This window comes from Gluconacetobacter johannae (assembly GCF_014174305.1).
Taxonomy (GTDB): domain Bacteria; phylum Pseudomonadota; class Alphaproteobacteria; order Acetobacterales; family Acetobacteraceae; genus Gluconacetobacter; species Gluconacetobacter johannae.
On the sequence record NZ_JABEQH010000003.1, the window covers coordinates 39,779 to 57,732 of the forward strand.

General features: G+C 67.7%; 15 protein-coding genes and 1 riboswitch. Of the genes, 9 read left to right on the forward strand and 6 right to left on the reverse strand.

The genetic code is table 11. The annotated features are described in order from the left end of the window. Positions 1–4 precede the first annotated feature (4 nt). Together cobW and HLH21_RS02845 are read right to left on the reverse strand one after the other, a co-directional pair. Positions 5–1,066: a cobalamin biosynthesis protein CobW gene (gene cobW, locus HLH21_RS02840; RefSeq protein WP_182940986.1), complete on the reverse strand. Its 1,062-nt coding sequence runs from the start codon at positions 1,064–1,066 to the stop codon at positions 5–7. Position 1,067: 1 nt separating this feature from the next. Beyond that, complete coding sequence (locus HLH21_RS02845) at positions 1,068–1,424, reverse strand: DUF1636 family protein (protein WP_182940989.1); 357 nt, start codon at positions 1,422–1,424, stop codon at positions 1,068–1,070. Between the two features lie 99 nt (positions 1,425–1,523). Then, a riboswitch (cobalamin riboswitch) is annotated at positions 1,524–1,751 on the reverse strand. Positions 1,752–1,787: 36 nt separating this feature from the next. Between HLH21_RS02845 and cobO the strand changes: the two genes are divergently transcribed. Continuing rightward, positions 1,788–2,426, forward strand: coding sequence for a cob(I)yrinic acid a,c-diamide adenosyltransferase (gene cobO / locus HLH21_RS02850; protein WP_182940992.1), 639 nt, complete (start codon positions 1,788–1,790; stop codon positions 2,424–2,426). 16 nt (positions 2,427–2,442) lie between these two features. Continuing rightward, positions 2,443–3,888 carry a cobyric acid synthase gene (locus HLH21_RS02855; RefSeq protein WP_182940995.1) on the forward strand — a complete coding sequence of 482 codons (1,446 nt, stop codon included), beginning with the start codon at positions 2,443–2,445 and terminating at the stop codon, positions 3,886–3,888. A gap of 22 nt (positions 3,889–3,910) precedes the next feature. On the opposite strand, the gene cbiB is transcribed toward HLH21_RS02855, so the two are convergent. Next, positions 3,911–4,846: an adenosylcobinamide-phosphate synthase CbiB gene (gene cbiB / locus HLH21_RS02860; RefSeq protein ID WP_182940998.1), complete on the reverse strand. Its 936-nt coding sequence runs from the start codon at positions 4,844–4,846 to the stop codon at positions 3,911–3,913. Positions 4,847–5,005: 159 nt separating this feature from the next. Next, complete coding sequence (locus HLH21_RS02865) at positions 5,006–9,796, reverse strand: ATP-dependent helicase (RefSeq protein WP_182941002.1); 4,791 nt, start codon at positions 9,794–9,796, stop codon at positions 5,006–5,008. A 219-nt stretch (positions 9,797–10,015) separates the two neighbouring features. On the opposite strand from HLH21_RS02865, the gene HLH21_RS02870 reads away from it, so the two are divergent. Then, the gene (locus tag HLH21_RS02870; protein ID WP_182941006.1) at positions 10,016–10,885 is read left to right on the forward strand and encodes an ADP-polyphosphate phosphotransferase; all 870 of its coding nucleotides are present in this window, start codon (positions 10,016–10,018) and stop codon (positions 10,883–10,885) included. Positions 10,886–10,953: 68 nt separating this feature from the next. Here HLH21_RS02870 and HLH21_RS02875 read toward each other — a convergent pair whose 3' ends face one another. Beyond that, complete coding sequence (locus tag HLH21_RS02875) at positions 10,954–11,925, reverse strand: ATP-grasp domain-containing protein (protein ID WP_246379098.1); 972 nt, start codon at positions 11,923–11,925, stop codon at positions 10,954–10,956. A 268-nt stretch (positions 11,926–12,193) separates the two neighbouring features. Between HLH21_RS02875 and HLH21_RS02880 the strand changes: the two genes are divergently transcribed. Together HLH21_RS02880 and HLH21_RS02885 are read left to right on the forward strand one after the other, a co-directional pair. Further along, entirely contained in the window at positions 12,194–12,988 is a 795-nt protein-coding gene (locus HLH21_RS02880) for a class I SAM-dependent methyltransferase (RefSeq protein WP_264811882.1), read from the forward strand. Positions 12,989–13,004: 16 nt separating this feature from the next. Next, positions 13,005–13,889 carry an iron-containing redox enzyme family protein gene (locus HLH21_RS02885; protein WP_182941343.1) on the forward strand — a complete coding sequence of 295 codons (885 nt, stop codon included), beginning with the start codon at positions 13,005–13,007 and terminating at the stop codon, positions 13,887–13,889. A gap of 39 nt (positions 13,890–13,928) precedes the next feature. On the opposite strand, the gene HLH21_RS02890 is transcribed toward HLH21_RS02885, so the two are convergent. Further along, a complete protein-coding gene (locus tag HLH21_RS02890) occupies positions 13,929–14,747 on the reverse strand; it encodes an alpha/beta fold hydrolase (RefSeq protein ID WP_182941012.1) in 819 nt (272 codons plus the stop codon). 258 nt (positions 14,748–15,005) lie between these two features. On the opposite strand from HLH21_RS02890, the gene HLH21_RS02895 reads away from it, so the two are divergent. The 4 genes from HLH21_RS02895 (at position 15,006) to HLH21_RS02910 (ending at position 17,898) form a co-directional block, all read left to right on the forward strand. Next, entirely contained in the window at positions 15,006–15,356 is a 351-nt protein-coding gene (locus HLH21_RS02895) for a VanZ family protein (RefSeq protein WP_182941015.1), read from the forward strand. Between the two features lie 192 nt (positions 15,357–15,548). Next, positions 15,549–16,682: an aldo/keto reductase gene (locus HLH21_RS02900; protein WP_246379101.1), complete on the forward strand. Its 1,134-nt coding sequence runs from the start codon at positions 15,549–15,551 to the stop codon at positions 16,680–16,682. A 134-nt stretch (positions 16,683–16,816) separates the two neighbouring features. Further along, a complete protein-coding gene (locus HLH21_RS02905; RefSeq protein ID WP_182941022.1) occupies positions 16,817–17,155 on the forward strand; it encodes a hypothetical protein in 339 nt (112 codons plus the stop codon). Between the two features lie 23 nt (positions 17,156–17,178). Beyond that, a complete protein-coding gene (locus HLH21_RS02910; protein WP_182941025.1) occupies positions 17,179–17,898 on the forward strand; it encodes a Bax inhibitor-1/YccA family protein in 720 nt (239 codons plus the stop codon). Positions 17,899–17,954 lie beyond the last annotated feature (56 nt).

Consider the following 17,954-nt stretch of genomic DNA (forward strand, 5'->3'; position numbering starts at 1 on the left):
GCGGTTATCCCTGCGGCGCGGCCCGGCCCGCCAGCACGGCATGGATCGCCTGGGCATCGACATGGTCGTGCTCGGCGATGACCACCAGCCGGGTCTGGCGCGGCTGCGTGCCCCAGGGGCGGTCGTACTGGGTCCGCACCCGCTCGCCCACCGCCTGCAGCAACATCCGCATCGGCTTGCCGCCGATGGCGACATAGCCCTTCACGCGCAGGATATGCTGCTCGCGGGCGAGGGTGCGGACGGCCTCGGCCAGCGCTTCGGGGTCGGCGATTTCCGGCAGGTCGATGACGACGCTGTCGAAATCCTCGTGCTCATGGTCATCGTGACCGTCGTGGTGCGACGGGCGGGCGGCGAGGTCGTCTTCCGCCGCGGCCCCCACGCCGAGGATGAGCTGCGGGTCGATCAGGCCGTCGCGCATCGGCAGGATCGGCAGCGGGCGGGGCGCGATCTCGGCGATCGCCGCGCGCGCGCGGTCGAGGCATGCTGCGTCCACCAGGTCGGCCTTGGACAGCAGCACGATGTCGGCGCAGGAAAGCTGGTCCTCGAACACCTTGGCCAGCGGGGTGTCGTGATCCAGGCTGTCATCCGCCAGGCGCTGCGCGTCCACGGCCGCCGGATCGGGGGCGAAGCGGCCCTCGGCCACCGCTTCGGCGTCGGCCAGGGTGATGACGCCGTCCACCGTGATGCGCGAACGGATGCTCGGCCAGTCAAAGGCCTTGAGCAGCGGTTTGGGCAGCGCCAGGCCGGAGGTTTCGATGAGGATGTGGTCGGGCCGCTGCGGCAGGGCCATCAGCCGTTCGACCGTGGGGATGAAATCGTCGGCCACGGTGCAGCAGATGCAGCCATTGGCCAGTTCGAGGATGTTCTCCGCCGGGCAGTTCTCGTCGGCGCAGGATTTGAGGATGTCGCCGTCCACGCCCAGCGTGCCGAATTCATTGACCAGCACAGCCAGACGTCGCCCCTGCGGGTTGGCCATCAGGTGACGGATGAGCGTCGTCTTGCCGGCGCCGAGGAAACCGGTGATGATGGTGACGGGAATTTTCGCGAGGTCGGTCCGGACGGTCATTTCAGCGCTCCTGCGGGGGGATGCGGGCAAGGCTCTGCTTGCGGAAAATCTGCGGGCGCTCGCGCCAGGGCACCAGGCCGTCGGGGGTGGCGGCATAGGCTGCGGCGCCGGCCAGGATATCGGGCACGTCCCCTTCGCCGAGACGGCCATAGACATAGCTCCAGCAGCCGGGCGCGCTCAGCGCCACCGCGCAGCCGTTGGTGCAGGCCGACAGGCATTCCACCGGCGTGATGGTGAGGCCTTCGGGCGCGGGTTCGGCTGCCAGTGCGGCGTACAGGCGGGCGCCCGGCACGGGTTGTCCGTCCACGGCCGGTTCACCCGCGCGGCAGGTCGTACAGACGAAGAGTGTCGCGTTCATGTCCCCAGCCCTGTTTCGCAACCGGGGCGCCCGCGGCCGACCCCGTGCCGCGACCGGGCAACGGGGAGCGTCCAGCCGGTTGCAGCACACCCCGGCTGCCCGTTGTATCGTCTGCTGGCAGGTCTCCCGGCTCGCGGATCCAGGGTTTCCCCAGCGATCGCCCACCCTTCCCGACGATGCGTCAGTGGCATTGGGCGATCTTTCCGGTAACGGTCGCGGGGGCGGCTGTGCCTGGGTCGGCCCTTGGCAAGGCAGGCCCTGTCACATTCCCTCTTAGCCTCTCCACAGATACGTCTATAGAGCGGAACCAACAGACCGGCTGTTGCGGCAATGCGCCCCTTATGTCAAGCGATGGAGCCCCTCATGACCCTTGCGACCGATCAGGACGGGAACAGCCTGGACGATACTGTTCGCCATGCCGGGAAAATGGCCAGGAAAAAGGCCGCGCGCGACAGGATCATGGCCTCCAAGCAGGGGGACAAGGGGCTGGTGATCGTCCATACCGGGGCGGGGAAGGGGAAATCCTCGTCCGGTTTCGGGATGATCCTGCGCTGCATCGCCCATGGCATGCCCTGCGCGGTGGTCCAGTTCATCAAGGGGGCGTGGGACACCGGGGAACGCCGGCTGATCGAGGCCAATTTTGCCGATCTGTGCCAGTTCCACGCGATGGGCGAGGGCTTTACCTGGGAAACCCAGGACAAGGCGCGCGATATCGCCGCGGCGCGCAAGGGGTGGGAAAAGGCCAAGGAACTGATCCGCGATCCCGAGATTCGCATGGTGCTGCTGGACGAGATCAATATCGCGCTGCGCTACGACTATCTCGACCTCGACGAGGTGCTGGCCTTCCTGCGCGCGGAAAAGCCGCCGCTGACCCATGTCGTGCTGACCGGGCGCAACGCGAAGCCGGAACTGATCGAATATGCGGATCTGGTGACGGAGATGACGCTGGTCAAACATCCGTTCCGCGCGGGGATCAAGGCGCAGGCCGGGGTTGAATTCTAGGGGCCGGAGCGGACCCATGCGCGCGCTGATGATCCAGGGCACCGGCTCCAACGTCGGCAAATCGTTGCTGGTGGCGGGCCTGTGCCGGGCGGCCCTGCGGCGGGGGCTGTCGGTGGCGCCGTTCAAGCCGCAGAACATGTCGAACAACGCGGCGGTGACCGAGGACGGCGGAGAGATCGGCCGGGCGCAGGCGCTCCAGGCCCTGGCCTGCGGTCGCGCGGCCCATACCGACATGAACCCCGTTTTGCTGAAGCCGGAATCGGAAACGGGATCGCAGGTGATCGTGCAGGGGCGGCGCGTCGCCACGGCGCGGGCGCGGGAGTATGCCCGGCTCAAGCCCCGGCTGCTGGCGCCGGTGCTGGAGAGTTTCGCGCGGCTGCGGCAGGCCGCCGACATCGTCATCGTCGAAGGCGCGGGCAGCCCGGCCGAGGTGAACCTGCGCGCCGGCGATATCGCCAACATGGGTTTCGCGCGGGCGGCGGATGTGCCCGTCATCCTGGTGGGGGATATCGACCGGGGCGGGGTGATCGCCCAGATCGTCGGGACCCGGGTGGTGCTGGACGCGGCCGATGCCGCGCAGGTGGTGGGGTTTCTGGTCAACCGTTTTCGCGGCGATCCGTCCCTGTTCGACGACGGCTATGCCCTGATCGGCCAGCGCACCGGCTGGCGGGGTTTTGGCGTGGTGCCGTATTTTGCCGATGCCGCCCGGCTGCCGGCGGAGGATGCGCTGGATCTGCGCCGGACCGCCGGGACTGGTCCATTGCGGGTGGCGGTGCCGGTCCTGTCGCGCATCGCCAATTTCGACGATCTCGACCCGCTGGCGCAGGAGCCGGCGGTCACGCTCGGCATGATCGGCGCGGGGCAGGCCATCCCCGGCGATACCGACCTGGTCATTCTGCCGGGAACCAAATCCACCCTCGCGGACCTCGCCTGGCTGCGCGCCCAGGGCTGGGATATCGACATCCATGCCCATGTGCGGCGCGGCGGCCATGTGCTGGGCATTTGCGGCGGCTATCAGATGCTGGGCCGCATCATCCGCGATCCGCTGGGGCTGGAGGGCGCGGCCGGCGATGTGCCCGGCCTGGGCCTGCTGGACCTTGTCACGACGATGCGGCCGGACAAGCATCTCTCGCGGGTGGACGCCGTGCATGCGCCCAGCGGCGCGCCGATGACGGGCTATGAAATCCATATCGGCGAAACCACGGGCGAGGCCCGTTGCCGCCCGTTTGCCCATGTCGCGGGCGTGCCGGAAGGCGCCCTTTCCGCGAACGGGCGGATCATGGGTAGCTACCTTCATGGCATGTTCGCCGGCGATGCGTTTCGCGGTGCGTTCCTGCGCCAGTTGGGCGCGGCGCCCTCGACGCTGGACTATGGTGCGGGGGTGGAGGCCGTCCTTGACGCGCTGGCCGACCACCTTGAAGCGCATTGCGATGTTGCCGGGCTGCTGGCGGCGGCGCGATAGGGGCGGTTAGCGTTGCGGCGCCTCATGGTCTCCCCGTCATCAGGACGATCAGGGCCATGATGGCGGCCAGCATCACCATTGCCCGGCGATACAAGGCCAGCCCGCGGGCAAGGTCGCCCGGCTGCGGGTCCGGTGCGTCGCCGTTGAGCCATGGTTCCTGGGCAATGCGATCGGCATAGGTGCGCGGCCCCGAGAGGCGAATGCCGAGCGCGCCGGCAAAGGCGGCTTCGGGCCAGCCGGCGTTGGGCGAGCGGTGAGAGCGGGCGTCGCGCAGCATGATCGTCAAGGCTGTCGCGGGCCGGGCCGAGGCAAGCGCGAACAGCAGCCCGGTCAGCCGCGCCGGGACAAGGTTGGCCACATCGTCGATCCGGGCCGCCGCCCAGCCGAAGGCCTCGTGACGGGGCGTGCGATGGCCGATCATCGAATCCATCGTGTTGATCGCCTTGTAGGCGGCAATGCCGGGCAGCCCCAGCAGCATTCCCCAGAATAACGGGGCGACGATGCCGTCCGAGGCGTTTTCGGCGAGGCTTTCCGCTGCCGCGCGCGCGATTCCGGCACCATCCAGCAGGGTCGGATTGCGACCGACGATCATGGATACGGCCTTGCGCGCACCGGCAAGGTCGCCGGCGGCCAGCGGCCTGGCGACGGCGGTGACATGGTCATGCAGGGAACGCGCCGCCACCAGCGGCCACGCCAGTATCGCGGTCAGGATCAACCCGGCTCGGCCTCCGGGTAGCAGCCGGGATATTGCCAGCGCCATGCCGGCCGCCAGAGCGATTACGGCCCCTGCCAGGACCACACCGGTGATGCGGCGAGAAAGGTCGCCGGCCTTTTCGCGGTTGAGGCGGCGATCGCCCGCGCCGATCAGCGCGCCTAGCCATGTCACCGGATGGCCGATGCGCGCGTACAGACCGTGCGGCCAGCCGAGTGCACCATCCAGCATCAGCGCGATCAGCATCGCCGCCGTTGTTCCGGTCAGCATGGGGTGGCTTGACGCGCGTCGGGACGCCTTTCATGCGGCGATGGGGCGTGACCGATGATTCGCCGTTCCGTGGAGCACAGCTGCGCCAATTCGGCCTTTCTCCTCTTGTCCGTGGCGACACTTCCTGTCGCCGCGCTACTGATGCCAGCTCAGGCCCTTCGGCACCATTGAGAAACCGCAGGCGCGCAGGGCGGCGTCCAGGCGCGTCATCCTCACGGGGCGGTCGTCAACCATTTCAAGCGTGAATATGAGATGCTTCTCGCGCCTCAGCGCGGCGGCAAGCGCGTCCAGGCCGCTGCGGAGCATGTCGGCATCCGCATCGACATACGTCAGCAGGGTACGTCCGCCTTGCGTAAGATAGAACATGAGGCGTTCGCCCGCGATCACGACGAACGCGCCGCCGCGGCGCGTCGGACGGATCGTGGAGGGGTGCGGCGGCCAGGGCAGGATCGTCCCGAAGGGGTTGGCCGGATCGCCGGCCGAAAGCGCCGCCGGCACGGGATCGGCGGAGCGCGTGTCCGCGAGTTCGCGCAACCGGTCGACGGTCGCGCGTTCCGCGAACTGGGAGGCCCCCAGCCCTTCGACGAAGCGGCCGCGCAATATCTGTCCGGCATCCTCCATGCTTCGCAAAATCGGCTGGAGCGCGGGGAAGCCCCCCGGCACGTCTTCCGCGACGGCCGCGCCGCGCGTGACGATGCCGTAACGGTCAAGAAGCCCCTCGACCAGTGCCAGCGCGCGGGCGGTGTCGCTGGCCGGTTCGCGGGGCAGCAGCGACCAGCGGCCCGCCAGGGTCGGATCGCCCCGCGCGCCGGATGTCGAAGCGCCGGTTGTCCTCGGTTGCGCGAACGAGGAGAATCCGCGAAGGCCCCTGCGCCGCCGCGACAGGTGAATCGGGCGGGGACGTTGGGGCGCGCCCGAGCGCGCGCGCAGCGGCGACCAGCTGTCGCTGGTGACATAGCCGGCCCACGCCAGGCCCCAGAGCGCCGCGTCGAGTTCGGACACCGGCAGCAGGGAACCGCCGTCCCACGCCCCCGCCGGTCCTTCCGCCAGGCGGGCGGGCGCCAATGTCGCAAGCTGGCGTGCGAAATAGGCGCCCCCATCGGCGAGAAGGTCGAGGAGCGATCGCTGAAGCGGCGACAGGGCCGCCCTGTCTTCGGCATCCGCCAGGGGCGGCAGGGTCTCGGCGGCGAATTCCCGCGGATGCAGGGAGACCAGACCGTCTTCCCCGCCGAGCTTGCCATGGCCGCACCACAGCACTGCGCCGGTGGCGATCAGCTCGTCCAGCATGGCCGGGCTGTAGTTGTGCACGCGGGCCCGCAGGATCTGGTTCTCCCACACCGAGGCCGGCAAAGGCATGCCGGCGAGTTGCTCGACGACGCGGGCGACGGCGTCGATGCCGGTGAGCGCTCCCCCCGCCGTAAGGCCGTGGCGCTCCAGCAGCAGGCGGATATAGGCGTCCCTGCGGGCGGGGCGGGTCGCCTCGCGCGCGGCCTGCAGCGAGCGCAGCCGGAGGCGCCGGAACACGTCGTCGGCCACCCATTCGTGGCGCGCCAAGGGATTACGCATCAGGGGATTGCGTGTCAGGGAATCGGGGCCGGTGGCATCGTCCCGTGCTTCCAGCCGGCGTTCGGCGCCGAAATTCCCCTTGAGCAGCTTGCCCTGCGCGCGCAGCCGTTCCAGCGCCGCGTCGGCAACCGTGACGCCGAGACCGAAACGGACCGCGACCTCGTTCGTCGTGAACGGCCCATGGGTGCGTGCGTATCGCGCGACCAGATCGCGGAGCGGATCGGCGACCGGCTGCCCGAAGACGTCGGGCAGGCGGGCCGGCGGCGTTATGCCGAGCGCATCGCGCAGCCGGGCGGCGTCCTCGACGGCGGCCCAGCATGGCCGGCCTGCGATCGTCACCCGGATGACGCGGCGCGCGGTTGCGAGTGCGGCGAGACCGGCTTCGGCGTCGCCGTCCGCGAGGCGCCGCGCGACCTCCTCGGCCGATAGCGGGCCGAGTTCGCGCACGAGATCGGCCACACCCTCCTGCCCCTTCGCCCGGTAGGCCGGCGCCAGACGCTGCAGCTCACTCTCGACCTGGTCGATGACCACGGGATCGAGAAGCGTGCCGAGATCGGCCTCGCCGAGAAGGTCGGCGAGCAGCCCGCTGTCCAGGGACAGGACCGAGGCGCGTCGTTCGGCGATCGGCGCGTCCGTCGCATACATGAATTCGGCCACGTAACCGAACAGGAGGTCCGCCGCGAAGGGCGACGGAATTTCGGTTGTCACCTCCACGATCCGGATCGCGCCGTCCGCGAGGCGGCGCGCCAGACTGTCGAGTGCGGCGAGGTCGTAGACGTCCTGCAGGCATTCGCGGGCGGTTTCGACCAGGATCGGAAAATCCGGATGGTCCCGCACGATTTCCAGCAACTGGCCGGCACGCAGCCGCTGTTGCCACAGCGGGGAGCGGTGGCCGGGGGCGCGGCGCGGCAGAAGCAGCGCGCGGGCGGCGCATTCCCGAAAGCGGGCGGCGAACAGGGCCGAGCCGCCCACGGCCTCCGTCACGATGCCTCGGAGTTTGTCCGGGTCGAAGGTGAACAGGTCCGCGCCCGGTACCCGTCCGGCGGTGTCGGGCAGGCGGGCGACGATGCCGTCGTCGCTGGCCACCACCGAAGGGTCGATCCCGAACCGGCGCCGGACCCGGGCCGCGATCGCCAGCGCCCAGGGATCATGCACGCGGCGTCCGTAGGGCGAGTGCAGGATGACCCGCCAGTCGCCGGCCTCGTCGCGGCAGCGTTCGACCACCAGGGTCCGATCGGTCGGCAGCACCCCGGTCGCCGCGCGCTGTTCGTCGATGAGGGCGCGCATGTTGGCGATCGCGTTCGTGTCCAGCCCCGCCGCCCGCAGCCGTGCCTCCGGCCGGGGGAGGGTATCGCCGTCTGGGGTTTCCTCGCGCGTTCCGGCGTCGAGCGCGGCCAGGAAGGCGCCGATCGCCTCCCCCAGTTCGGCGGGCCGCCGCACGCCGTCGCCGTGCCAGAAAGGCAGCCGGGCGGAGCGGCCTGGCGCCGGCGTCACGATGACCTGGTCGTTGGTGATCTGTTCGATGCGCCAGGACGTCGTGCCGAGTGTGATGATGTCGTTCACCCGGGATTCGTAGACCATCTCCTCATCGAGTTCGCCCACGCGGCGCGATCCGGCCCGCTCCTCGCCCTCGGGGAGGACGACGGCGAACAGTCCCCGGTCGGGGATGGTGCCGCCGCTGGTGACGGCAAGCTGCAAGGCGCCGGGACGCGGCGTCAAAAGCCCGGCCTCGCGGTTCCAGACCAGGCGCGGGCGGAACGCGGCGAAGTCATCGGATGGATAGCGCCCGGCGAGCATGTCGAGCGTCGCATCGAACGCGCCGCGTGGCAGGGTGCTGAAAGGGGCGGCGCGCCGCACCATCGCATACCAGTCCTCGACGGCGAGGGGCGAGACGGCGACCGCCGCCACCGTCTGCTGCGCCAGCACGTCGAGCGGGTTGCGCGGCGGGTCGATCGCCTCGATGCGGCCGGCGCGCATGGATTCGACGGTCACGGTGGCATCGACCAGGTCGCGCCGCGTGCGCGGGTAGACCAGCCCGGACGAGGCGCCGCCGACCTGATGGCCGGCGCGGCCCACCCGTTGCAGGCCGCTCGCCACCGAAGGGGGGGCCGCGACCTGGATCACCAGATCGACCAGCCCCATGTCGATGCCGAGTTCCAGGCTCGACGTCGCGACAACGCAGCGGAGCGCGCCGGCCTTGAGGGCGCTTTCGATCTCGCGGCGCTGCTCCTTCGAGACCGAGCCATGATGGGACCGCGCGAGCAGCGGCGGCGCGCCCATCGACCGCTGTTCGGTGCCCCCGGAGACCGATGCGTAATGGAGGGGCGGCCCGGCGTCCGGTGCGGGCGGCGCGTCCTGCGCCAATCGCTCGGCGTAGAGTTCGTTGAGCCTTGCCGTGAGTTTTTCGGCAAGGCCGCGCGAATTGGCGAAGACGATCGTGGCGCGCCGGCCCAGGATCTTGTCGAGGATGCTGGCTTCGACATGAGGCCAGATCGAGCCGCTCCGTGCGCTCCGTTCCCCGTCGCCGGGCTGACCGCCGGTTGCCGCAAGGTCGCTCATGTCCTCGACCGGCACCACGATCTTCAGGTCGAGCCGGCGGCTGGAGGGCGGATTCACGACCGTGACCGGCCGTGCTCCCCCCAGGAATTGCGCCACCCGATCGACCGGACGCACGGTCGCCGACAACCCGATCCGCTGGGCCGGCGTCGCCAGCAGCGCGTCCAGACGCTCCAGGCTCAGCACCAGATGCGCGCCGCGCTTGGTGCCGGCCACCGCGTGGACCTCGTCGACGATCACGGCGTTCACGCCACGCAACGTCTCGCGCGCCCTCGAGGTCAGCATCAGATAGAGGGACTCGGGCGTGGTGATGAGAATGTCGGGAGGGCGGCGCAGCAGCCCCGCCCGTTCCGCCGAAGGCGTATCGCCGGTACGCATGCCCACGGTGATCTCGACGGGCGCGTCCCCGCGCCGCTTCCGCTCCACCCCCACGCCATGGAGCGGGAGGCGCAGATTGCGCTGCACGTCGGCGCCGAGCGCCTTGATCGGCGAGATGTAGAGAACGCGTGTCACCGCCCTGGCCCCTGATTTCGTTGGGGATTTCGTCGAGTCGGGTGGTGTCCCGGCGGCGGCTTCCGCCTCGCGCTCGCGGAAAAGCCGGTCGATCGCATGCAGGAACGCGGCCAGGGTCTTGCCCGAGCCGGTCGGCGCGATCACCAGCGCGCTGTCCCCGGCGCCGATGACAGTCCAGGCTGCCGCCTGCGCCGCGGTCGGAGACGCGAACGCGGCTTCGAACCACGCGCGGGTCGCGGGGGCGAACCTTGCAAGCGGGTCGGCGGCCGGGGTTTTCGTCGGAAGCGTCATGCCGAAGGTCGGTTCCTTCTGCTTTTCAGCGGTCGCCTCCTGGCCCGCCTGGTCCAGAGGAGCAGTTTGTCACGAACCCGTCCATGCGACTTTGAAAGACCGGCGTCGCGCTGTCCTGGCCGAAGCGCGATGACGGAACGCTCTGCCGTGCCTCGATGCTTGCCATCGGAGGACTCACGGCCCACCTTGAAGGGAGCTTGCCCGACGAGGGAAATGACGATGACCATTCATTCCGACGATTTTCGGGTGCGCGAGGGCGACGAAGTCAACCTTCGGAAGTGGCCGACCCTGATTGATCCTGTCTACAAATCGAAAGAACAATACCAGAACATTTTAAAGGCTCATGTCGAATGTCTCAGTGAACGGCAGCAGCTTCTCTATGCGTCCAATCGCCATGCCATCCTGCTGATCTTTCAGGCCATGGATGCGGCGGGGAAGGATGGTGCGATCAGGCACGTCATGTCGGGCGTCAACCCGCAAGGGTGCCAGGTTTTCAGTTTCAAGCATCCCAGCCCGATGGAACTGCAGCATGACTTCCTGTGGCGTACGACCCGCGACCTCCCCGAGCGCGGACGGATCGGCATTTTCAATCGGTCCTATTACGAGGAGGTGCTGATTGTCCGTGTCCATCGCAATATTCTCGGCAGTGAAGGGCTTCCCGACGCGCCGAAAGAAGACAGGAAGATCTGGCGTCGCCGCTACCGTTCGATCGTGAATCTGGAACGCCACCTTCACGAAAACGGAACGCGGATCATAAAGTTCTTCCTCCATCTGTCGAAGGACGAGCAGCGCAAGCGCTTCCTCGAACGCATCGACGATGTGGAAAAGAACTGGAAGTTCAGCACGGCCGATATCGAGGAGCGGAAGTTCTGGGACCACTATATGGAGGCTTATGAGGACTGCCTCGGTGCGACAACCACACAAGACTCGCCATGGTATATAGTTCCCGCTGACGACAAGGAAAACACGCGACTGATTGTTTCGCAAATCGTCCTGGATGCTTTCGATGAGCTCAAGATGTCGTATCCAAAAGTGAGCGCGGAACGTCACCAGGAATTACTGGCGATCCGAAAGAAACTGACGGAGTGACCGCGACGGACCGCGAGGCATGAGTCCGATCGCCATCGGCACGCATCAGGGGTCTGCCCTGAAGGCAGCTAATTCGACGGGGGATAGCGCCGCATCAATCGCAATTGTCCCCACCACGCGCGGCACAGAGCCGCCGCGCCGATCGGGATCCGGCCGGTGGCCCGCATGTCGGCCGCCAGTGCGAACAATGTCTTCTGCTTGGCAAAGACGCCGCGATATGCGCCCGCCAGGCTTAGCGTCGGGTCCCAGAACTGAATGGCTTCCGATCCGGCGCCGTTGACCTCGATGATCTGGAATTGTCCCTGTCGCAGGGCGTCCTCGCTGCTGAATCGCACGTCGAGGCGACCGAAATAAAAGCCGTTCATCGATCGGGCAATGGCGTCGACAATACCCTCAAGGGTGGGGGTGTTCAGCCGCATGGCGTTTTCATAGCGCCCCCCGACCCGCAGGGAGGCGGCCGTGCCGAGGATGACCATTTCACCGCTTGGCGGGACATGGTCCAGGCGGCCTGCGGGAAGAGCCGTCCTGTAGTGCGCCATCAGGGGAAAGAGCCGTGGATCTGCGCGCATCAGTTCGGCAATGGAGCGAACCCCGTCGCCGGTGACCTGTGGCGGGTGGCGAATGGCGAGCCCGATCAGGTGGCCGTGGGTCTCGGTGGGGCCGCGCATGTAAAACAGGCCGGCTTCGAAGGGTCCGGGAACAAATTCCTGCAACAGGAAGCCGGCGCGGGATGGAAAGGCCGCGATGTATTGTGCCAGTTCACCAGCATCGTTGATCCGCCTGACGCCGTAACCGCACCAGCCAATGTCGGGCTTGGCGATCAGCGGGAAGCCCAATGTGCCCGCGATGGCGCCCACCCGATGGACGTCCCCGGGAGAGACGAGAATGGTCCGGGCGACCCATGGCGCATATTCCGGGCCGATCCGGGCCAGGCAGGCATGTTTTGATTCTCCCGCCAGTCCTCCGGTCTCGATCGCCGGGTTGACGACCGATGGCAGTGTCAGGCTGCGGTAACGAAGTCCCAGCCACAGCCACTGCATGACGAGCGGGATGCATAATATCGGTTTCGGCAGCCGTTCTATTGCGCCGAAGCCGGGCGGACTGATGGGTTGGCGGGAACAGGCGTCCGTCGTGCTGCGTTGAGACCTCATGATGGAACAGCCTATCTCCCGTAATTCGAATCCGGATTGGGCAATGCGACAGGTGGGGATCACGCTGTTGCGAGCGGGATACAGATTTGTTTGTCCAACGCCCGAAACCCAGCGACGTGTGAATGCGCGGCCAGGCAATGAATGGGCTGGAAATCTCGTGGATGTTTTCGGCTGGAGCCGACCGTTCCGGCAGGATGTGCTGCCCGCGCCGCTCTTTGAACAGGCGATGGCGGCGGGCATGCTGGTCGCGGACAGTGGGGCCTGGCGCAGTCGCTTCCGGTTCTCGACGCTGGGCGGCAACGGGTTCTTTCACTCCTCCTTTCCGACCGAGGCGGCGGACGCCGTGTTCTTCGGCCCCGACAGCTATCGGTTCGGCGCCGTGCTGACGGCGCATCTCCGTGGTGCCCCGCCGCCCGGGCGGGCGGTCGATATCGGCTGCGGCACGGGGCTGGGCGCGATCCTGATCGCGCAGCATGACCCGGCGGCCGAAACGGTGATGGTCGATATCAATCCGGCCGCGCTGCGCCTGGCGCGCATCAACGCGGCCCTGGCCGGCGTCGACGGCATTCTGGCGCGGCAGAGCGACCTTCTGTCGGATGTTTCGGGCGCATTCGACCTGATCGTGTCCAACCCGCCTTATCTGCCCGATCCCCGACGCCGCCTATACCGAAACGGCGGCGGCAGGCTGGGCGAGGGACTGTCATTGGCGATCGTCAGGACGGCCATGGAGCGTCTGGCGCGTGGGGGAACGTTACTCCTCTACACAGGCACCGCCATCGTTGGCGGAGACAATCCGTTCCTGCAGGGCGTCGCATCCCTGCTGGGCCGCGCGGATTTTATCTGGGAGGCCGTCGAACTCGATCCCGATGTCTTTGGCGAGGAACTGGAGGAGAGCCCCTTGTCCGTTGCGGAGCGCATTGCGGTGATCTGCCTGACGGTGACACGGAAGTAGGACGGTGACGGCACCGATGAACGAAAACCTGTCCGCCGATACCGTCGAGCAGACGCAACGGAGCCTCCATCTGGGTCTGGCGATGCTGAATCGCGCGCGCCTGACGCCATGTTTGCCCGAGGATGATGAGACCGCCGGACTGGACCTTCGTCGTCTGCTGGAAGATGAGGCGCGCTTTTTGCGGGCGATGCGCGCGCGGGTCGCGCCTGCCGTTGCGTTGGCGCCGGAAGACCCGGTGGCATTCGTCTCGTGGTTCGAGGGGCTGGAACGGACCGGTCCCGGTCAGGGGGACCGTCTCTTTTCCTGGCTGGCCCATGAGGCGCCGCGTGAGGCCATGTGCTGGTTCCTCGAACAGGAAGCCGCGGGCGAGGCTGGTTTCGAGGACCTGACGGCCCTGGTGCAGGTGCGTATGCCGACGCGGCCCAAGCTCGAACTGGCGCGGAATTACTGGGACGAGATGGGTCATGGCCGCGAACCCGGCATGCATGGGCCGATGCTGGAGCATCTGGTCCATGCCCTGGGACTGGAGCCCCGGCCGGAGACGACGGTGTGGCAATCGCTCGCCCTGGCCAACACCATGGCTGGTCTCGCATCCAACCGGCATCTGGCGTTTCACGCGATCGGCGCGCTGGGCGTGATTGAATTGACCGCGCCGGGCAGGGCGGCACTGGTCGCCGCCGGGCTGAAGCGCCTGGGCGTGGGGCCGGATGACCGGCATTATTTCGACCTGCATGCCGTCCTGGATGTCCGCCATTCCGCGACGTGGAACACGGAGATTATCGGCCCCCTGGTCGCGGAAGATCCGCGACGCGCGAAGGCGATAGCCGAGGGTGCCCTGATGCGCCTCGAATGTGGTGCTGCATGTTTTTGGCGTTATCGGGACCATTTCGGCATATATTGACCCGACGGAGGGTAAGGCTCACGGCCGCCCTGCCTCCGCTCACCCCCGCAGGAAGGCCAGCAGATCGGCGTTGACCTGATCCTTGTGGGTCAGGGGGAAGGCGTGCGGCGCGCCGGGATAGAGCTTGAGCGTCGCCCCCGCGATCATCTCGGCGGCCAGCTTGCCGGTGGCCTCGAACGGCACCACCTGGTCGTCGTCGCCGTGCAGCACCAGTGTCGGCACGTCGATTTTCGCCATGTCGGGGCGGAAATCGGTTTCGGAAAAGGCGGTGACGCAGTCGATCGTGCCCTTGATCGAGGCGGTGAGGGCGATCTGCAGCGTCTGGTCGAACACCGCCTGCGACACCGCCGTGCCGTGGTTGGCGCCGTAGAAGATGGGGCTGAAATCGGCCAGGAACTGCGCGCGGTCGGCCAGCAGCCCGGCGCGGATGCCGTCGAATACCGCGCGGTCGGGGCCGGCGGGGTGGTCGGGCGTTTTCATGAATAGCGGCGTCACCGCCCCCAGCAGCGCCAGCCCGGCCACCCGGCCGCTGCCGTGGCGGGCGATGTAGCGCACGATATCCCCGCCGCCCATCGAAAACCCGACCAGCACCACGTTCGTGAGGTCCAGCCGTTCGATCAGGTCGCTGATATCGTCGGCGAAGGTGTCGTAATCGTACCCGTTCCAGGGCTGGGCGGAGCGGCCGAAGCCGCGCCGGTCGAACGCGATGACGCGATAGCCGTGCTGCGCCAGGAACAGCATCTGATAGTCCCACATATCCGCGCTGAGCGGCCAGCCGTGGCTGAACAGGACGGGCTGGCCGGCGCCCCAGTCCTTGTAATAGAGGTCGGTGCCGTCGCGGGTCGTGATCGTGGGCATGGGGGCGTTCCTTCGTGATGTGGACAGGGCACGGAACGGGGCGCCTCGGGGTGTCGTGGGCCGCGTCGTCGTTGCCTGGACAGTAGGCGTCGCCCGGAATGGCATAAATAGAAACAATTGAAATATATCGTTCCTTATTTTTTGCTTTGCGGTGGAACGGGTTGGAGCGCCCCCGGATCGCCGCAAACCATGCTAATCTGGTTCGTTGACACCTGATCCGAACCATCGGGCCACAAAAAATGAGGTGCGGGACGCAAGATGAGACGGTTGTGCCAGGTTGCCGCCATGGGGCTGACGCTGTTTATCGTGTTCGTGACGCTCGGCCCGCTGAGGGACCGGCCGCAGACCGGGCATCCGCAGACCGAACGGTTTGCGGCCTATTTCGTTCTCGGGGCCGTCTTTGCCGTTGCTTACCCGCGACATCGGGGCTGGATCGCGGCGGGGGTCGTCGTAGGGAGCATCGCGCTGGAACTGGGCCAGCTTGCGATCCCCGGCCGGGATGCGGGCCTGCCCGACGCCGCCGTCAAGGCCGTGGGCGGGATGATGGGAACGGCGCTGATCTCGGCGTCGGCCTATACCGTGCGCCGGGCCCGCAGCCGGGCCTCGTGATGCACGATGTCGTGAGTTAATCGGCGGGCGGACGTCTGGTCCCGTGGCTGGATTCCGGCATTCCGGCGCGGCAGGCTGGTGTTTTCGGCAGACGGGCCGCGTCGCATGCGTCGGGAACCGGATTGCCGTGCGATCGCTGCCCGTCTGCCGAAAACTCCAGCCGGGGAACCGATCATGCCGACAAGACGGAATATGCTTGCCCTTTCCACCATGGGCGCCGCCGCGTTGCTGGCGCGGCAGGCCCATGCCCAGGACGGGGGCCACGCGGGCGATGTCATGCCCACGCTGGGCCGCGTGACGGGCACGACCATGCCGGCCAATGCGCCCCAGCCGGGCCAGCGCTTTCGTCCGCCGACGCGGATCGGCCTGGGCGGGGTGCCGATCGGCAACGGCTTCGCCCCCGGCACCGACGCGGATGCCGAAGCGGCGCTGGAGGCCGCATGGGCGGCGGGCGTCCGCTATTTCGATACGTCGCCCTGGTACGGGCTGGGCCTGAGCGAGCGCCGCTTCGGCCATTTCCTGCATACCCGCCCGCGTGACGAATTCGTGCTGTCCACCAAGGTCGGCCGGCTGCTGACGGCGAGCACGCACCCTCCGGCGGTGAAGCTGTGGAAAGAACCGTCGCCTTTCGCCTATCGCTACGATTACACGGCGGACGGCGTGCGGCGCTCGATCGAGGACAGCCTGCAACGGCTGGGTATCTCACGCCTCGACATCGTGTACATCCATGACATCTCGCCCGATAACGGCGACATGGGCGCGCGCTGGACGGAGTATTTCGACGTCGCCGCCAAGGGCGCCATGCCGGCGCTGACCCGAATGCGCGAGGAAGGGATCATCCGGGCCTGGGGCTTCGGCGTGAACACCCCCCAGCCGGCCCTGAAGGCGATCGAGGCCGGCGACCCCGATATTTTCCTGCTGGCCACGCAATATTCGCTGCTGCGTCATGACGAGGCGCTGGACCATACGCTGCCGGCGCTGGCCGGGCGCGGGATCTCTGCCGTGGTGGGCGCGCCGTTGAACGCGGGCTATCTGGCCGGGCGCGACCGCTACGATTATCGCGGCACCATCCCCGAGGGCATGCCCCGCAAGCGCGCCCGGATCAGCGCCATCGCGGCGCGCCACGGCATCGACCTGCGGACGGCCGCCCTGCAATTCGCGGCCGCCCACCCCACGGTCGCCGCCATCGTCCCCGGCGCGCGAAACGCCGCGCAGATGCAGGCCAATGCCCGGTCGATGGAAGTGGCGATTCCGCCGGGATTCTGGGCCGAGCTGAAACAGAAAAAACTGATCGCGGAGAACGCGCCGACGCCCGCCATGACGTGAACCCCATCGCGTAATCGCGACGACGCAGAACCGCCTTGCAGGCGGCCGGGGGCATGCACATGTCGTCTCTGCCGGGGAGAGGTGGCCGGGCCACACGGTCCGCGAACCGCCCTGGCAGGCGAGGAGCCGGGCCGATGGATGTCCAGGATTTCGACGAGGGTTCGCACTACGACAGCGAACGCGAGAGGCGGATCGAACTTCTGATCCGGCGTCTGCCCGCAGGGCTGCAACCGGCGGTGCGCTGGCTGCGCCGGCCGGTGGCGCGATGGGTCCGCATTCCCGCGGGTGTTCTGCTGGTCGCGGGCAGCGTGTTTGCCCTGCTGCCGGTTTTCGGGTTCTGGATGCTGCCGCTTGGGGTGTTGCTTCTGGCCGAGGACCTGCCGCCCGTGCGGCGCCTGACCGGCCGGCTTCTGCGCTGGATTGAAGCGCGTCATCCGCAGTGGATGGGCCTTTCGCCAACATCCACACACTGAACTCCCGGAAAGGGAGATGTGTCATGGCCTTTAATGCCTATCCTGGGCCGTCGTTCCGGCCCGCCGGGCTTGCCGTCCCGTTCGACGCCGGCCTGCGACGCTATATGCTGTCGGTCTACAACTATATGTCGGCGGGGCTGGTCCTCACCGGCCTTGTCGCCTATTTCGCCGTCGCGACCGGCTTCTACCAGCAGATCGTCGCCACGCCGTGGATGTGGCTGGTGATGCTGTCGCCCCTGGCGGCGGTGCTGTTCCTGAGCTTCCGTATCGAAAAGATGCGCCTGGGGACCGCGCAGCTGGTCTTCTGGGGCTTCGCGGCGATCATGGGTCTGTCGCTGGCCGGGATTTTCCTGGTCTATACCGGCACCAGCATCGCACGGGTCTTCTTCATCACCGCCGGCACCTTCGCGGCCATGAGCCTGTATGGCTACCGCACCAAGCGGGATCTGACCGCCGTCGGCGCGTTCATGATTATGGGCCTGATCGGGCTGATCCTGGCCAGCCTGGTCAATCTGTTCCTGGGCTCCAGCATGCTGCAGTTCGTGATTTCGGTGGTCGGCGTGCTGGTGTTCACCGGCCTGACGGCGTTCGACACACAGCGGATCAAGCATGTCTACCTGACGATCGGCGCGGCTGGAGATCTGGCGAAGGCGGCGCTGATGGGTGCGCTTTCGCTGTATCTCGACTTCATCAACCTGTTTGTCATGCTGCTCAACCTGACGGGCAACCGGCGTCAGTCGTAGGGGCGGAGATGCGTTCCGGCCCGGATCGGGTACTTTTTGCCCCGATCCGGGTTGAA

What these genes read in the sequence shown, in the direction of transcription:
- HLH21_RS02905 (WP_182941022.1), top strand. Translation starts at nt 16,817, where the DNA reads ATGGATGTCCAGGATTTCGACGAGGGTTCGCACTACGACAGCGAACGC.
- HLH21_RS02875 (WP_246379098.1), bottom strand. Translation starts at nt 11,925, where the DNA reads ATGCAGTGGCTGTGGCTGGGACTTCGTTACCGCAGCCTGACACTGCCA.
- HLH21_RS02855 (WP_182940995.1), top strand. Translation starts at nt 2,443, where the DNA reads ATGCGCGCGCTGATGATCCAGGGCACCGGCTCCAACGTCGGCAAATCG.
- cbiB (WP_182940998.1), bottom strand. Translation starts at nt 4,846, where the DNA reads ATGCTGATCGCGCTGATGCTGGATGGTGCACTCGGCTGGCCGCACGGT.
- cobW (WP_182940986.1), bottom strand. Translation starts at nt 1,066, where the DNA reads ATGACCGTCCGGACCGACCTCGCGAAAATTCCCGTCACCATCATCACC.
- HLH21_RS02885 (WP_182941343.1), top strand. Translation starts at nt 13,005, where the DNA reads ATGAACGAAAACCTGTCCGCCGATACCGTCGAGCAGACGCAACGGAGC.
- HLH21_RS02910 (WP_182941025.1), top strand. Translation starts at nt 17,179, where the DNA reads ATGGCCTTTAATGCCTATCCTGGGCCGTCGTTCCGGCCCGCCGGGCTT.
- HLH21_RS02845 (WP_182940989.1), bottom strand. Translation starts at nt 1,424, where the DNA reads ATGAACGCGACACTCTTCGTCTGTACGACCTGCCGCGCGGGTGAACCG.
- cobO (WP_182940992.1), top strand. Translation starts at nt 1,788, where the DNA reads ATGACCCTTGCGACCGATCAGGACGGGAACAGCCTGGACGATACTGTT.
- HLH21_RS02890 (WP_182941012.1), bottom strand. Translation starts at nt 14,747, where the DNA reads ATGCCCACGATCACGACCCGCGACGGCACCGACCTCTATTACAAGGAC.
- HLH21_RS02895 (WP_182941015.1), top strand. Translation starts at nt 15,006, where the DNA reads ATGAGACGGTTGTGCCAGGTTGCCGCCATGGGGCTGACGCTGTTTATC.
- HLH21_RS02870 (WP_182941006.1), top strand. Translation starts at nt 10,016, where the DNA reads ATGACCATTCATTCCGACGATTTTCGGGTGCGCGAGGGCGACGAAGTC.
- HLH21_RS02865 (WP_182941002.1), bottom strand. Translation starts at nt 9,796, where the DNA reads ATGACGCTTCCGACGAAAACCCCGGCCGCCGACCCGCTTGCAAGGTTC.
- HLH21_RS02900 (WP_246379101.1), top strand. Translation starts at nt 15,549, where the DNA reads ATGCTTGCCCTTTCCACCATGGGCGCCGCCGCGTTGCTGGCGCGGCAG.